This window comes from Rhodococcus oryzae, from assembly GCF_005049235.1.
Lineage (GTDB): Bacteria > Actinomycetota > Actinomycetes > Mycobacteriales > Mycobacteriaceae > Rhodococcus_G > Rhodococcus_G oryzae.
On sequence record NZ_SUMD01000003.1, the window covers coordinates 486,054 to 500,116 of the forward strand.

Genomic DNA, 14,063 nt, shown 5'->3' on the forward strand with positions numbered 1-14,063 from the left:
CATGACGGTTCCCGAGACGAGCGCGCCCTACGTCCGCTCCGAGGTCGCGGGCGGGTTCGCCACCGTCACCCTGGACTCGCCGCACAACCGCAACGCGATCTCCTCGCGGTTGGTCGGCGAACTCCGGCAGGCGCTGGCGGACGCGGCGGCCGACGACTCGGTCCGCGCGGTGGTGCTCACCCACACCGGCGGCACCTTCTGCGCGGGCGCGGACCTGTCGGAGGCGGGCGGAGCATCGGATGCCGACCCGGCGGAGCTGGCGGCGGGGCGCACGGCCCAGATGACCGGGCTGCTGCGGGAGTTCCTCGAACTGCCGAAGCCGATCGTCGCCCGCATCGACGGCCACGTCCGTGCCGGCGGCATGGGGCTGGTCGGCGCGTGCGACATCGCGATCGCCGGTCCGTCGAGCACCTTCGCGCTCACCGAGGCGCGGCTCGGGCTGGCGGCGTCGATCATCTCGCTCACGGTGCTGCCCAGGATGACCTCCCGAGCGGCGGGCCGGTACTTCCTGACCGGCGAGAAGTTCGGTCCGGTCGAGGCCGAACGCCTCGGCCTGATCACCATCGCGGCGGAGGACGCCTCGGTGACCGTCGCGGAGATCTGCGCGGAGCTCGCGCTGGCGTCCCCGCAGGGACTGGCCGAGTCGAAGCGGCTGACCACCGCGCGGATGCTCGCCGACTTCGACCGTTACGGTGAGGAGCTCGCCGCCCAGTCGGCGAGACTGTTCGGATCGCCGGAGGCCGTCGAGGGCATGACCGCCTTCTTCCAGCGCCGCCGGCCTGCCTGGGCACCGAGCGAATAGCAGGGACGTCGAGGAGTAAGTGGTGGCCGGATACGACAGGACCCGCGCTCGAGGAGTCGAGCGCGGGTCCTGTCGGGTGTTACGAAAAGGCGATCAGGCCTTGGGGTTGACGAGCCCGTCGACGGAACCGACGAGGGTGCCCAGTCCACCGGTGAGGTCGCCGATCGCGCCGGCGAAGGTGCTGATGGCGTCGAATGCGGAAGCGAATTCTGCAGAACCCATGATGTGCTCCTTGGTTGTGTTCGGTGATTCTCATAGGGGCGCATCAGGTGCACCGGGAACCTTCGTACCGGCAGGTAACGGCTGAGGCAAGGCCTTTGTGGCGAAGATAACGTAAAGATAACGGGAATTTACATTGGGGGCGGGAGGTGCCGAATGCGTGAACCGCAGCAGGATCGAAGCCGGCTGACGCGGCAGCGGTTGCTCGAGGCGACCATCGATTGCCTGGCCGACCAGGGCTGGGCCGCGACCACGGTCGGTGTGGTCGCCAAGCGCGCGGGGGTCTCCCGCGGCGCCGCCCAGCACCATTTCCCGACGCGCGAGGACCTGATCACGGCCGCGCTCGAGTTCATGTTCGACAGCCGGATGGAGGCCGCCCGACTGGAGGCCACCGGCCTGCCCGCCGGGCCGGGTCGCACCGAGGCGATCGTCACCCGGCTCGTGGAGTACTACACCGGCACCCTGTTCAAGGCGGCCCTGCAGGTGTGGACCGCCGCCGCCTCGGATCCGGCACTGCGGGAGCGGGTGCTGCCGCTGGAGGAGAAGTTCGGCCGGGTCGCGCACCGGACGGCCGTCGCCATGCTCGGGGTGGAGGACGGCGACCTCATCGCGCACCGGTGGGTGCAGCTCACGCTCGACCTGGCGCGCGGGCTTGGCCTGGCCGATGTCCTCACCGACGACTCCAAACGGCGGGCCGAGCTGATCAAGCAGTGGGCCGCGGATCTCGATTCGGTCCTGCACCGCAGGCGGTCGGGGGACCCGGAGCCGGTGGCCCTGTTGTGACCCGGGGCGGGCCGTTACCACCGATCGACTCGCTTTGACCTGAAGGCGCGCCGCCGGGTATCGTTGTGGGTCGTGCCCGGCCTGCCCGGGTCGATTTGTGTGCCTAGCAAGGTAAGGCCGCGCGCGCGCTCTCCTCAGAGACGAGCATTCGGCTGCCTGTGTGGGGGTATGCGACACGCCCGACCTCGGGGTCGAGGGACGGGTGAGGAGCAGCGTTTTCTTGCTCCAACTGCTAGATCCCTAATTACACAACGACCAGGCTTGCCCAGCGCAGGTCGGTCGACAGAAGAAAGCCGGTATATGCCAACCATCAACCAGCTGGTCCGAAAGGGGCGTCGCGACAAGGTCGCGAAGCTCAAGACCGCTGCCCTGAAGGGAAGCCCGCAGCGTCGTGGTGTGTGCACCCGCGTGTACACCACCACCCCGAAGAAGCCGAACTCCGCGCTCCGTAAGGTCGCGCGTGTCCGCCTGACCAGCTCGGTCGAGGTCACGGCGTACATCCCCGGTGAGGGCCACAACCTGCAGGAGCACTCGATGGTGCTCGTCCGTGGCGGTCGTGTGAAGGACCTCCCGGGTGTTCGCTACAAGATCATCCGCGGCTCCCTCGACACCCAGGGTGTCAAGGGTCGCAAGCAGGCACGCAGCCGCTACGGCGCCAAGAAGGAGAAGAGCTAATGCCACGTAAGGGCCCCGCTCCCAAGCGCCCGCTGATCAACGACCCCGTTTACGGGTCGCCGCTGGTCACGCAGCTCGTGAACAAGATCCTGCTGGACGGCAAGAAGTCCACCGCCGAGCGCATCGTCTACGAAGCCCTCGAGCAGGCGCGTGAGAAGACCGGCACCGATCCGGTCGTCACCCTCAAGCGCGCGCTTGACAACGTCAAGCCCGCCCTCGAGGTGCGCAGCCGCCGTGTCGGTGGCGCCACCTACCAGGTGCCGGTCGAGGTTCGCCCCGGCCGCTCCACCACGCTGGCCCTTCGCTGGCTGGTGACCTTCTCCCGTGCACGTCGTGAGAAGACCATGGTCGAGCGTCTCGCCAACGAGCTCATGGATGCCAGCAATGGCCTCGGTGCAGCCGTGAAGCGTCGCGAGGACACCCACAAGATGGCTGAAGCCAACAAGGCGTTCGCGCACTACCGCTGGTGATCTGGCGCCGGGGCGGCACTTAACGTGCCGCACCGGCGTTGCCACTATGTGTCGGTTCCTCACGGGCCGGCTGACAACACAAAAAGACGTGGTCCGCGAAGGACCGACACGAGCTACGAGCGGGGAAGAATCCTGTGGCACAGGAAGTGCTGACCGACCTGAACAAGGTCCGCAACATCGGCATCATGGCGCACATCGATGCCGGCAAGACCACCACCACCGAGCGCATCCTGTTCTACACCGGTGTCAACTACAAGATCGGTGAGACGCACGACGGTGCGTCGACGACGGACTGGATGGAGCAGGAGAAGGAACGCGGCATCACGATCACGTCTGCCGCCGTGACCTGCTTCTGGAACAACAACCAGATCAACATCATCGACACCCCGGGCCACGTCGACTTCACGGTCGAGGTCGAGCGCTCGCTGCGCGTGCTCGATGGCGCCGTCGCCGTCTTCGACGGCAAGGAGGGCGTCGAGCCCCAGTCCGAGCAGGTCTGGCGTCAGGCCGCCAAGTACGACGTTCCGCGCATCTGTTTCGTCAACAAGATGGACAAGATGGGCGCGGACTTCTACTTCACGGTCCAGACCATCATCGACCGTCTCGGCGCGAAGCCGCTGGTCATCCAGCTGCCGATCGGTGCCGAGGACGACTTCGACGGCGTCGTCGACCTGGTCGAGATGCGGGCCCTCACCTGGCGCGGCGTTGTGCCGACCGGTGCCCCTGTGACCATCGAGGAGATCCCCGCGGATCTCGTCGAGAAGGCCAACGAGTACCGCACCAAGCTGCTCGAGACGGTCGCCGAGACCGACGACGCGCTCATGGAGAAGTACTTCGGCGGTGAGGAGCTCACGGTCGAGGAGATCAAGGGCGCCATCCGCAAGCTGACGGTCAACTCCGAGATCTACCCGGTTCTCTGTGGCTCCGCGTTCAAGAACAAGGGTGTTCAGCCCATGCTCGACGCGGTCATCGACTACCTGCCGACCCCGCTGGACATCGGCGAGGTCGAGGGTCACGTCCTCAACAAAGAGGACGAGATCATCACGCGTAAGCCGAGCAAGGACGAGCCGTTCTCGGCGCTGGCCTTCAAGATCGCGTCGCACCCGTTCTTCGGCAAGCTGACCTTCGTGCGCGTCTACTCGGGTCGTCTCGATCCGGGCCAGCAGGTGCTCAACGCCACCAAGGGCAAGAAGGAGCGCATCGGAAAGCTCTTCCAGATGCACGCCAACAAGGAGAACCCGGTCGACGAGGCCGTCGCAGGCCACATCTACGCGATGATCGGTCTGAAGGACACCACCACCGGTGACACCCTCTGCGATCAGGCCGACCCGATCGTGCTCGAGTCCATGAGCTTCCCGGACCCGGTCATCCAGGTCTCGATCGAGCCCAAGACCAAGTCCGACCAGGAGAAGCTGGGCACCGCGATCCAGAAGCTGGCCGAAGAGGACCCGACCTTCTCCGTCGAGCTCGACGAGGAGACCGGCCAGACCGTCATCGGCGGCATGGGCGAGCTCCACCTCGACATCCTCGTCGACCGCATGCGTCGCGAGTTCAAGGTCGAGGCCAACGTCGGCAAGCCGCAGGTCGCGTACCGCGAGACCATCACCAAGACGGTCGACAAGCACGAGTTCACCCACAAGAAGCAGACCGGTGGTTCGGGTCAGTTCGCCAAGGTGATCATCGCGCTCGAGCCGTTCATCGGCGAAGAAGGCGAGCCCTACACCTTCGAGAACAAGGTCTCCGGTGGCCGCGTTCCGCGTGAGTACATCCCCTCCGTCGACCACGGTGCGCGCGACGCCATGCAGTACGGCGTGCTCGCCGGCTACCCGCTGGTGAACCTCAAGCTGACGCTGCTCGACGGTGCATACCACGACGTCGACTCGTCCGAAATGGCCTTCAAGGTTGCCGGTTCGCAGGCACTGAAGGAAGCCGCCCGCAAGGCCGGTCCGGTCATCCTCGAGCCGCTCATGGCTGTCGAGGTGACCACGCCCGAGGAGTACATGGGCGACGTGATCGGCGACCTCAACTCCCGCCGTGGCCAGATCCAGGCCATGGAGGAACGCAGTGGTGCCCGTGTCGTGAAGGCGCTGGTTCCGCTCTCGGAGATGTTCGGCTACATCGGAGACCTTCGGTCGAAGACCCAGGGTCGGGCGAACTTCTCCATGGTGTTTGATTCCTACGCAGAGGTTCCCGCGAACGTCTCGAAGGAAATCATCGCCAAGGCGACCGGCGAGTAACACCAGCTGGGAGCACGACCGCTGGCGAGTTTCACCAGCTGAGCACGACCAAGTAATAACCAACCGCACTGCTGCATAGCGCAAGCACGAATACAGGAGGCCATCAAGTGGCGAAGGCGAAGTTCGAGCGGACGAAGCCGCACGTCAACATCGGGACCATCGGTCACGTTGACCACGGCAAGACCACGCTGACGGCGGCGATCACCAAGGTCCTGCACGACAAGTTCCCGGACCTGAACGAGGCCTCGGCCTTCGATCAGATCGACAAGGCGCCGGAGGAGAAGGCTCGTGGTATCACGATCAACATCTCCCACGTCGAGTACCAGACGGAGAAGCGCCACTACGCGCACGTCGACGCCCCGGGCCACGCGGACTACATCAAGAACATGATCACGGGTGCGGCGCAGATGGACGGCGCCATCCTCGTGGTTGCGGCCACCGATGGCCCGATGCCGCAGACCCGCGAGCACGTGCTGCTCGCCCGCCAGGTTGGTGTTCCCTACATCCTGGTCGCGCTCAACAAGTCCGACATGGTCGACGACGAGGAAATCCTCGAGCTCGTCGAGATGGAGGTCCGCGAGCTGCTGTCGTCGCAGGAGTTCGACGGCGACAACGCGCCCGTCGTGAAGGTCTCGGCGCTCAAGGCGCTCGAGGGCGACGCCAAGTGGGGCGAGAGCGTTCTCGAGCTCATGCAGGCTGTCGACGACTCGATCCCGGACCCCGTCCGTGAGACCGACAAGCCGTTCCTCATGCCCGTCGAGGACGTCTTCACGATCACCGGTCGTGGCACCGTCGTCACCGGTCGTATCGAGCGTGGCGTGGTCAACGTCAACGAAGAGGTCGAGATCGTCGGCATCAAGGAGACGGTCACCAAGACCACCGTCACCGGCATCGAGATGTTCCGCAAGCTGCTCGACTCCGGCCAGGCGGGCGACAACGTCGGTCTGCTGGTTCGTGGCATCAAGCGTGAAGATGTCGAGCGTGGCCAGGTCGTCGTGAAGCCGGGCACCACCACCCCGCACACCGAGTTCGAGGGCAACGCCTACATCCTGTCCAAGGACGAGGGCGGCCGTCACACGCCGTTCTTCAACAACTACCGCCCGCAGTTCTACTTCCGTACCACGGACGTTACGGGCGTCGTGACCCTGCCCGAGGGCACCGAGATGGTCATGCCCGGTGACAACACCGAGATGTCCGTCAAGCTGATCCAGCCGGTCGCCATGGACGAGGGCCTGCGGTTCGCCATCCGTGAGGGTGGCCGCACCGTCGGCGCCGGTCGCGTCACCAAGATCAACAAGTGATCTAGCATCACCAGATGATCTAGCAGTACCAAAGCCGAATGGCGCTCACTCCCTCGGGAGTGGGCGCCATTCGGCGTTTCTGGGGGACATCGCCGGGCCGAGGGGGCGGTTGTCGTTGCCCGGATGCGCACGACGACCCGAGAACCTCCCCCTGGGACAGGCAGGATGGCAGAGCTCAGAGGACTGATGCACCATCGATGTGCGGTGTCACGGTGCCTGAACGAGTATCCGGTTCTCGGCAGGACCTAGGCACGTTTCGTCTCGTCCAGCGCTGTTGTCCCACCCTGGTGCCCGCCGCAACGGGTCAGCCCGGTAGATCGGCCCGGTCGAGGTGCAGCAGCACCTGCGTGGCGACGGGGGCATCGGGCAGGGCCGCGGCCATGGACCTGGCCAGGGATTCGGCGTCGCGGGTGAACTCGGCGATATCGACCGCGGGGTCGGCGATCACCGTCACCCGCAGGGTAAGCAGACCGCGATCATCCACGGCGGCGGACCGCACGGAGCGGACCCCCTCCAGCGTGGACAGCTCCGAGGCCAGCCCGACCGCCATCGGTCCGAGGTCGACCGACAGGTCGGAGTCGCCGAGGACGTCCCCGATCTGCACTGTCGAGGTCCGGCCGCGCCGGAGGTTGATCAGCAGCAGCGCCACCCCGGCCACGAGGCTGGCGACGCAGGCGACGCCGAGCAGCGTCGGCCACCAGTCCCTGGTCGGGATCGCCGCGTACTCGGCCCTGTCGAATCGTCGCCAGAACTCCTGGGACACATCGAGGTCCATGTTCCAGGTCAGGGCCAGTGCGCCCGCCGTCACCAGGGCGAGGCCTACGCCGAGAGCGATCGACCGGTCGATGACCGACGTGCGGCGCCTCACCCGCGCACCTTGCCGATCCGGACGCGCAGCGGTCGGGGCGTGGCGAGCGTGGCCAGCCCCGGCTCCACCGCATCGCGCACGGCCGATTCGAGCGCGGGGGCCGCCACCTCACCGTCGGGGGAGACACGGACGGTTGTCCGCTTGCCGTCGACGATGGTCTGCACCGACCGGACACCCGCCACGGTGCGTGCCTGCGCGCTGCACATCCTCGCCACATCGGTTGGACGCACCCACACCACCGCAGATCCCGCGTCGCCGAGCGGCAGATGGGTACGGATCCGCGGCTTGACCGCCACGAAGATCAGCACCAGGCCGGCGAACACGGCCGCGGCCGCTGCAGGCACCATCCACGGCTCCCAGTGCTGGCGTGCGGACCACTCGATCGAATTGCGCAGCCACGCGGCGGGAGCGATGACCTCGTGCGCGATCAGGAACTCGCGTCCGGTCAGCACCGCGAGCACCAGCAGGGCGCAGGCGAAGAGCAGCGCGACCGGGGCTGCCGCGGGCCGGGTGATCGGTGCCCGCGACGGGACCAGGGCGGCGCCGGGCGCCGCGAACTGCTGACTGTCGACCTCGGCCCCCTCCGGTGCCGCGGTTGGCACCGCCGCGGCGACGACGACGTGCAGCTGGTCCATGGGCAGGCCGCTGAGGGCCGCGATTCGATCGCCCACCTCGCGGTGTACCTCGCGGGAGAGCAGGGCGATCGGGCACGGCCATGCGACCGCGATGTACAGCGTGACGGCCACCGACTCGGTGCCCATCGACACCTCGGCTCGCGGCAGGTCGCGGCCGGTGAGCCGGGACAGGCCGCCGCGCTGGCGGACCACGCCCGGTACCTGGAGGGCGGCCGCCACCGCGATCCGTGAAACCGCTCGATCCTTGATGATCAGCTGGCCCCTGGTGCTGCGCTCCTCGTCCAGGTCGGCGTCCGCGGTGAGTTGCCGGGTCGCTCCGCCCGCCTCGCTCGTGTCGTCAGCCACGGCCCCGGCTCCGCAACAGCGCGCCCAGATCGACGTGCCCGTCACGGTGGGCCCCGATGGCCATACCGAAGCCGCCCAACAGTACGGCGAACACGAAACCGCTGAAACCACCGAGGATTACGGCGATCGCCAGCAGCAGACCGGCGATCAGACCGACGACTGTGCTGTTCATGGCGCTGTCCTCTCCGTGAGTACGTCTTCGACCGTGACATCGACCGGGACGTCGAGCATCGGGACGAGTGCCGCGCGGACCCGCTCCGCGGTCTCGATGACGTGCGCCGGATAGCGCACGCTGATGTGGATGGCGCAGGAGTCGTCGCCGAGCGCGACACCGAGCACCCGCCGGCCCGGCAGGTACGTCGCGACCTCGCCGAACATGCCGCCGTGCAGCCCGGCGACCCCCGGTACCGCGAGTACCGCGTTCGCGATCAGCTCGGCGGGCTCCGTCTCCGGGTCGCCGTGCAGAATCGACCGCTCTGTCACTGGACTCTCGGTCTGCCGTCGGTCTCGCCCGGCTGTTCGTTCTCGTCGAACAGGACGACGTCGTAGACGGTGATGTTGACCTCGGTGACCTCCAGCCCGGTCATCCGTTCCACGGCCGCGATCACGTTGCGCCGGATGCCCGCCGCCAGCTCGTGCAGCGCGACGCCGTACTCGGCGACGATGCCGATGTCGATGGCGGCCTGCTTCTCGCCGACCTCGACGGCGACGCCCTGGCCGTGGTTGACGCGGGCGCCCGGGATCCGGTCGCGCAGCGCGCCGACAACGCGGGCGGTGCCGCCGCCGACGTCGAACACGCCGCTGATCTCCCGGGTGGCGATACCGGCGATCTTCGCCACGACCGCGTCGGCGATGATCGTGCGCCCCTGCGAGCTCACCAGCTCGGTGGTGGAGGTGCCGTAGTGCACTGGGGCGATGCCCCTGTTCGGATCGGTGGTCACGCACCCAACTCTAGTGAGTGTGGGCGCGCTGCGACGCCCGTGCGCCGATTCACCTAACGTGGAGCAGTCCACCGCACCGTCGACGAAGGAATTGACCCGATGGCAGGAGTTCAGGATGCGGATCCCACGGGGGCCGCGTCGCCCGCCGTCGCGACCGGATCCCGGCCGCGGGGAGCGCTCGTGGCGGGAACGGCGCTGCTCGCCGTGCTCGCCGTGCTGCTGGCGACCGCGTGCGGAGTCATGCTCTGGCAACACCGTTCGGCGTCGGAGCTGCAGTCCGAACGGGAAACCTATCTGCGGGTCGCCCGGGAGGGCGCGCTGAACCTGACCACCATCGACCACAACAACGCCGAGGCCGACGTGCAGCGGGTGCTCGACGGCGCGACCGGCGAGTTCTACGACGACTTCGATCGGCGATCGCAGGGTTTCATCACGGTGGTGCGGGACGCCAAGGTGACCACCGTCGGTGAGTCCGCGGCCGCAGGCATCGAAACGGAGGCGGCGGATTCCGCAACGGTTCTGGTCCAGGTCGCGTCGCGGGTCACCAATGGTGCGGGGGCACAGGAGCAGCAGCGCGTCCAGCGGCTCCGGGTGACCGTCGACCGGGAACAGTCGAAGATCTCGAGGGTGGAGTACCTGTCGTGAGTGCGCAGCGAAGGCTGATGGTCGGACTGGCCGCCGCGGCCGCGGTGCTGGCGGCGCTGGCCGGGTTCCTGTACTTCACCCAGTACCGGCCGGATCAGCGGGTGGACGATCGGGCCAGGGCGGAGGTCCAGCAGGCCGCGGCGGACGGCGCAAGGGCGCTCCTGACCTACACGCCGGAGACCGTCTTCGCGGACATGGCGGCCGCGCGCGAGCTGCTGACGGGGGAGTTCAAGGACTACCACGACCGGCTCGCGCAGGGGGTGATCGTGCCCGCGGCGACGGACAAGAAGATCACCGCGACCGCCACGGTCACCGGGACCGGACTGACCTCCCTGGCCGACGACAGCGCCGAGGTGCTGGTGTTCCTCGAGCAGTCGACGACGTCCGCGGCGGAGCAGGCTCCGGTCGACAGGACCGTCGGTGCCGAGGTGGCGCTGCGGAAGGTGGACGGTCGCTGGCTGATCTCCGAGTTCGACGCGAGGTGATCGGGCCCGCGCGCGAGAGTCATACCCCGACAACAACTCTGGAAGGATGCGGATCATGACCGAATCAGGACGGAGCGTGCTCCTGACCGGCGGCACCGGCGGGCTAGGGGTCGCGGTCACCAGGAGGCTGCTCGCGGACGGGTGGCGCGTGGTGGTTCCGTGGATCGCGGAGAAGGAACTCGAGCGGCTGGATCCGCATCCGGGGCTCGTCCTCACCCGCGCCGACCTGTTCGACCCGGCGGGTGTCGCCGACGTGGCGGCCCTGGCCGGAGGCGACGAGCAGGCGCCGCTGCGCGCGGTGGTGAACCTGGTCGGCGGCTTCGCCAGCGGCGCGCGGGTCCACGAGAGCCCGATCGAGGACTTCGAGGCCATGCTGCGGCTGAACCTGCGCCCGCTGTATCTGTGCACCCAGGCGGCGCTGCCGTTCATGATCGACGCCGGGGGCGGGTCGGTGGTGGCGATGTCCACCAAGGCGGCCTTCGCGCCCTTCTCGGGTGCGTCGGGTTACGTCACGTCGAAGGCCGCGGTCTGGGCGTTCATCAGCGCCCTGGCCGTGGAGTACCGCGACGAGGGCATCCGGGCGAACGCGGTGCTGCCCTCGGTGATCGACACCCCCGGCAACAGGGCGAGCCAGCCGGGTTCGAGCCGCAAGGGCTGGGTCGCACCCGAGGCGATCGCCGAGGTGATCGCGTTCCTGATCGGCGAGTCCTCGGCCGCGATGACCGGCGCCCAGGTCCCGGTTCCCGGGGTCGGCTGAGCGTCTTCGCGCTTTCCCTGTCGCCCGGCGCGATCTCGGGGTGTGGCATTCCTCGGCTCCTTAGGGCACGCTATCTAGAACACGTGTCAGTTTGGTATGAAGTGTGCGTGGCCCACGTGGGCGCACAACGATCCATCGGGTGAGAGGTTGAGCGGGATGAGCGTTGGACGGGTCGTCGTCGTCGGTGCCGGGTTGGCCGGTCTGCGGACCGCCGAGGAACTGCGGCGGGCGGGCTTCGACGGCGAACTGACGCTGATCGGCGCGGAACCGCACCTGCCCTACGACCGGCCCCCGCTGTCCAAGGAGGTCGTCCGCGGCGAGCGCGACGACGTCACCCTCAAGCCGGCCGAGTTCTTCGAGGAGCAGCGCATCGAGCTGCGGCTCGGCGCGGCCGCGACCGGCGTCGACACCGGCGCCCGCACGGTGACCCTCGCCGACGGTTCGACCGTCGACTACGACCACCTGGTGGTGGCCACCGGGCTCGTCCCGCGCCGGATCCCCGGGCTGGCCGAGCTGGGTGGCGTGCACGTACTGCGTTCGCTCGAGGATGCGATGGCGCTGCGCTCCGAGCTCGCCGCCGACCGGACCGCCCTCATCGTCGGGGCCGGGTTCATCGGGTGCGAACTCGCCGCGAGCATGCGCGCACGCGGCATGAATGTCATCCTGATCGAGCCCCAGCCCACCCCGCTGGCCTCCGTGCTCGGCGAGCGGATCGGTGGCCTCGTGGCCCGACTGCACCGCGAGGAGGGCGTCGACCTGCGCACCGGGGTCGGCCTCACCGCTCTGCTCGGCGAGGGCAGGGTCACCGGCGCCGTGCTCTCCGACGGCACCGAGGTCGCGGCCGACCTGGTGGTCATCGGCATCGGGTCCGTCCCGGTCACCGAGCTGCTGGACGGCTCGGGCGTGCAGGTCGCCGAGCCGCGCGCGGGTGGTGGCGTGCTCGCCGACGAGTGCGGCAGGACCAGCGACCCGAACGTGTGGGCGGTCGGTGACGTCGCCGCCTGGCGCCATCCCGAGGGCCATCGGCGGGTCGAACACTGGACCAGCGCGGGCGACCAGGCAAAGGCGCTGGCCCTTGCGTTGGTCGGCGCCGACGCGCCCGCAGGACCCGGGCAGGTCCCGTACTTCTGGAGCGACCAGTACGACATCAAGATCCAGGCGCTCGGCGAGCCGTCCGCCACGGACACCGTGCACCTGGTCCGCGACGACGGCCGCAAGTTCCTCGCGTACTACGAGCGCGACGGCGTTCTCGTCGCCGTGGTCGGCGGCGGCCTCGCGGGAGCGGTGATGAAGACCAGGGCGAAGATCGCGAGTGGCGTGCCGATCACCGAGGTGATCGAGGCCGCGGGCGTCTAACGTGAATATATGGTCCATGACCAGCGGGCGCTGCCTGAGCTGACGGATCTGACCGCCGCGCACTGGACGTCGGGCGCGTCCGGACGCTTGTCGGTGCGGCGGTGCGTGCACTGCCTGCGTTGGTCGTTCCCGCCGTCGCGATGCTGTCGGCACTGCTGGTCGGCCGACTTCACCGTCGAGCCGGTCACGGGAAAGGGCGTGCTGCTCACCTGGACCGAGGTAAACGACCCGAGCGGCTACCTCGTCGCCGTGGTCGAGCTCGAGGAGGGGATCCGGCTGTTGCTCGGCCTGACCGGTACCGAGCCGAGCGCCCTGCGCGTGGACACGCCGATCCGGTTGTATTTCGAGCACCTCGGCGGCGACTTCTGGCTTCCGTTCGCCGAGATCGAGGAGCTGGAGCTGCCGGAGGACCGGCTGGAGGCCGTGTCGTGATCACCCGGGGGGCCGTGGTCAGCGGGATCGGCCGGGTGCCGCGCGGACCCGGATCCGCCGATGTTCGAGTCGCAGCCATGGCCGCCCGCGGCGCGCTGGCAGATGCGGGCCTGACCGGTGGCGCTGTCGACGGGCTCGTCACCTGCGGGCTGCCGGACGTGGTCGATGTCGCGGACGCCCTCGGTCTCGAACTCGCCTGGCGCACAGCGGAATCTGATCGGCTCGGCGTGCTGGCCGCGGTTTCGGCCGCGGTTTCGGCGGTGATCTCCGGCCTGGCCACCCACGTGCTGTGCATCGAGGCGTGCGACCCGCCGTCGCCACCGCGGGTCGCCGCACGGCGCTTCGCCGGGCGACCGTCGGTGTCCGGGTGGGCACAGTGGCACGCCCCATATGGGGCCGGGACGGAACTGGTCACGACCGCCCTCGCGGCACGCAGTTACATCGAGGCGTTCGGGCTCAGCCGGGTCGAGTTGGCCCAGATCGCACTGACCGCGGCCCGAAACGGCGGGCGGGGCCTCGGTCTTCGGGAGTACCTGGACGCTCCGATGCTGGCCGACCCGCTCTGCGAGTACGACCGCGCCCTCCCTGCGGGAGGGGCGACGGCCGTGCTGATCAGCCCCGGCGACCTGGCGGAGGATCTGCCCGGCCCTGCGGTCGCCGTCGAGGCCGTCGCGGCGGCGCGCAACGTGAGCCCGCTGTGGGAACAGCGCGCCGACCTGACGGGAATGGCGATCCACGATGCGGGCGAAAGGCTCTGGGAGGGTACCGAACTCGTGCCCGAGAACGTGGATGTCGCGCTGTTCGAGGACGAGTTCAGCTTTCTGGCGCTGATGTGGCTGGAGGCGCTCGGGTTCTGTGCGCCGGGGACGGCGGGCGCGTTCGTCGCCGGGGGGCAGCGGATCTCGCGAGCGGGCACGCTGCCGCTCAACCCGCACGGCGGCCAACTGGGGCTGGGGCGATCGGCCGCGCTGGAGCTCGTCGCGGAGGCGGTGTCCCAGCTGCGGGGCGAGTCGACTGCACAGCTCGACGGCCCGCCCGAGGTGGCCGTCGTCGGCATCGGCGGCGCGACCGTCGCCGGCTGCATGCTGCTGGTGCGCTGACGCGAGAAGAGC

At 68.6% G+C, this 14,063-nt stretch carries 18 protein-coding genes; 12 read left to right on the forward strand and 6 right to left on the reverse strand.

Annotated features, from left to right (window positions below):
* Position 1 precedes the first annotated feature (1 nt).
* The gene (locus tag FCG67_RS08590) at positions 2–802 is read left to right on the forward strand and encodes an enoyl-CoA hydratase family protein (protein ID WP_136908886.1); all 801 of its coding nucleotides are present in this window, start codon (positions 2–4) and stop codon (positions 800–802) included.
* Between the two features lie 93 nt (positions 803–895).
* Here the strand turns inward: FCG67_RS08590 and FCG67_RS25555 are convergent, their stop codons facing one another.
* The gene (locus FCG67_RS25555) at positions 896–1,024 is read right to left on the reverse strand and encodes a hypothetical protein (protein ID WP_257017258.1); all 129 of its coding nucleotides are present in this window, start codon (positions 1,022–1,024) and stop codon (positions 896–898) included.
* 153 nt (positions 1,025–1,177) lie between these two features.
* Here FCG67_RS25555 and FCG67_RS08595 point away from each other — a divergent pair, with 153 nt between their 5' ends.
* The 5 genes from FCG67_RS08595 (at position 1,178) to tuf (ending at position 6,487) form a co-directional block, all read left to right on the forward strand.
* Positions 1,178–1,804: a TetR/AcrR family transcriptional regulator gene (locus FCG67_RS08595; RefSeq protein WP_136908888.1), complete on the forward strand. Its 627-nt coding sequence runs from the start codon at positions 1,178–1,180 to the stop codon at positions 1,802–1,804.
* Between the two features lie 300 nt (positions 1,805–2,104).
* Entirely contained in the window at positions 2,105–2,479 is a 375-nt protein-coding gene (gene rpsL, locus FCG67_RS08600) for a 30S ribosomal protein S12 (RefSeq protein WP_027500620.1), read from the forward strand.
* Positions 2,479–2,949, forward strand: a complete 471-nt coding sequence (rpsG, locus tag FCG67_RS08605) for a 30S ribosomal protein S7 (RefSeq protein WP_027500619.1) — start codon at positions 2,479–2,481, stop codon at positions 2,947–2,949. The genes rpsL and rpsG overlap by 1 nt, the downstream gene beginning before the upstream one ends.
* 134 nt (positions 2,950–3,083) lie before the next feature.
* Positions 3,084–5,186: an elongation factor G gene (gene fusA / locus FCG67_RS08610; protein ID WP_136908890.1), complete on the forward strand. Its 2,103-nt coding sequence runs from the start codon at positions 3,084–3,086 to the stop codon at positions 5,184–5,186.
* A 107-nt stretch (positions 5,187–5,293) separates the two neighbouring features.
* The gene (gene tuf, locus FCG67_RS08615) at positions 5,294–6,487 is read left to right on the forward strand and encodes an elongation factor Tu (RefSeq protein WP_077040759.1); all 1,194 of its coding nucleotides are present in this window, start codon (positions 5,294–5,296) and stop codon (positions 6,485–6,487) included.
* Positions 6,488–6,791: 304 nt separating this feature from the next.
* On the opposite strand, the gene FCG67_RS08620 is transcribed toward tuf, so the two are convergent.
* Genes FCG67_RS08620 through FCG67_RS08640 form a run of 5 tightly spaced genes read right to left on the reverse strand, consistent with a single transcriptional unit; the run spans position 6,792 to position 9,276 of the window.
* Complete coding sequence (locus FCG67_RS08620) at positions 6,792–7,355, reverse strand: hypothetical protein (protein ID WP_136908892.1); 564 nt, start codon at positions 7,353–7,355, stop codon at positions 6,792–6,794.
* On the reverse strand, positions 7,352–8,335 hold the full coding sequence (locus FCG67_RS08625; RefSeq protein ID WP_136908894.1) for a DUF6286 domain-containing Asp23/Gls24 family envelope stress response protein: 984 nt from the start codon (positions 8,333–8,335) through the stop codon (positions 7,352–7,354). Before FCG67_RS08625 ends, FCG67_RS08620 begins: the two co-directional genes overlap by 4 nt.
* The gene (locus tag FCG67_RS08630; RefSeq protein ID WP_072750969.1) at positions 8,328–8,507 is read right to left on the reverse strand and encodes a DUF2273 domain-containing protein; all 180 of its coding nucleotides are present in this window, start codon (positions 8,505–8,507) and stop codon (positions 8,328–8,330) included. The genes FCG67_RS08625 and FCG67_RS08630 overlap by 8 nt, the downstream gene beginning before the upstream one ends.
* Entirely contained in the window at positions 8,504–8,818 is a 315-nt protein-coding gene (locus tag FCG67_RS08635) for an Asp23/Gls24 family envelope stress response protein (protein ID WP_246044941.1), read from the reverse strand. The genes FCG67_RS08630 and FCG67_RS08635 overlap by 4 nt, the downstream gene beginning before the upstream one ends.
* Positions 8,815–9,276: an Asp23/Gls24 family envelope stress response protein gene (locus FCG67_RS08640; RefSeq protein ID WP_027500612.1), complete on the reverse strand. Its 462-nt coding sequence runs from the start codon at positions 9,274–9,276 to the stop codon at positions 8,815–8,817. Before FCG67_RS08640 ends, FCG67_RS08635 begins: the two co-directional genes overlap by 4 nt.
* A gap of 99 nt (positions 9,277–9,375) precedes the next feature.
* Between FCG67_RS08640 and FCG67_RS08645 the strand changes: the two genes are divergently transcribed.
* From FCG67_RS08645 to FCG67_RS08670, 6 genes are all read left to right on the forward strand, one after another.
* Positions 9,376–9,921: a hypothetical protein gene (locus FCG67_RS08645; protein ID WP_136908896.1), complete on the forward strand. Its 546-nt coding sequence runs from the start codon at positions 9,376–9,378 to the stop codon at positions 9,919–9,921.
* Positions 9,918–10,406: a twin-arginine translocation pathway signal gene (locus FCG67_RS08650; RefSeq protein WP_136908898.1), complete on the forward strand. Its 489-nt coding sequence runs from the start codon at positions 9,918–9,920 to the stop codon at positions 10,404–10,406. Before FCG67_RS08645 ends, FCG67_RS08650 begins: the two co-directional genes overlap by 4 nt.
* Before the next feature lie 55 nt (positions 10,407–10,461).
* Positions 10,462–11,163, forward strand: coding sequence for an SDR family NAD(P)-dependent oxidoreductase (locus FCG67_RS08655; protein WP_136908899.1), 702 nt, complete (start codon positions 10,462–10,464; stop codon positions 11,161–11,163).
* Positions 11,164–11,319: 156 nt separating this feature from the next.
* Positions 11,320–12,519: an NAD(P)/FAD-dependent oxidoreductase gene (locus tag FCG67_RS08660; protein ID WP_136908901.1), complete on the forward strand. Its 1,200-nt coding sequence runs from the start codon at positions 11,320–11,322 to the stop codon at positions 12,517–12,519.
* Positions 12,520–12,528: 9 nt separating this feature from the next.
* Complete coding sequence (locus tag FCG67_RS08665) at positions 12,529–12,951, forward strand: Zn-ribbon domain-containing OB-fold protein (RefSeq protein WP_136908902.1); 423 nt, start codon at positions 12,529–12,531, stop codon at positions 12,949–12,951.
* On the forward strand, positions 12,948–14,051 hold the full coding sequence (locus tag FCG67_RS08670; protein ID WP_136908904.1) for a thiolase C-terminal domain-containing protein: 1,104 nt from the start codon (positions 12,948–12,950) through the stop codon (positions 14,049–14,051). Before FCG67_RS08665 ends, FCG67_RS08670 begins: the two co-directional genes overlap by 4 nt.
* Positions 14,052–14,063 lie beyond the last annotated feature (12 nt).

Bases quoted from the DNA above. Each gene is read 5' to 3' on its own strand.
- FCG67_RS25555 (WP_257017258.1), bottom strand. From the start codon at position 1,024: ATGGGTTCTGCAGAATTCGCTTCCGCATTCGACGCCATCAGCACCTTC.
- rpsG (WP_027500619.1), top strand. From the start codon at position 2,479: ATGCCACGTAAGGGCCCCGCTCCCAAGCGCCCGCTGATCAACGACCCC.
- FCG67_RS08595 (WP_136908888.1), top strand. From the start codon at position 1,178: ATGCGTGAACCGCAGCAGGATCGAAGCCGGCTGACGCGGCAGCGGTTG.
- FCG67_RS08665 (WP_136908902.1), top strand. From the start codon at position 12,529: ATGGTCCATGACCAGCGGGCGCTGCCTGAGCTGACGGATCTGACCGCC.
- FCG67_RS08660 (WP_136908901.1), top strand. From the start codon at position 11,320: ATGAGCGTTGGACGGGTCGTCGTCGTCGGTGCCGGGTTGGCCGGTCTG.
- FCG67_RS08645 (WP_136908896.1), top strand. From the start codon at position 9,376: ATGGCAGGAGTTCAGGATGCGGATCCCACGGGGGCCGCGTCGCCCGCC.
- rpsL (WP_027500620.1), top strand. From the start codon at position 2,105: ATGCCAACCATCAACCAGCTGGTCCGAAAGGGGCGTCGCGACAAGGTC.
- FCG67_RS08630 (WP_072750969.1), bottom strand. From the start codon at position 8,507: ATGAACAGCACAGTCGTCGGTCTGATCGCCGGTCTGCTGCTGGCGATC.
- FCG67_RS08655 (WP_136908899.1), top strand. From the start codon at position 10,462: ATGACCGAATCAGGACGGAGCGTGCTCCTGACCGGCGGCACCGGCGGG.
- FCG67_RS08590 (WP_136908886.1), top strand. From the start codon at position 2: ATGACGGTTCCCGAGACGAGCGCGCCCTACGTCCGCTCCGAGGTCGCG.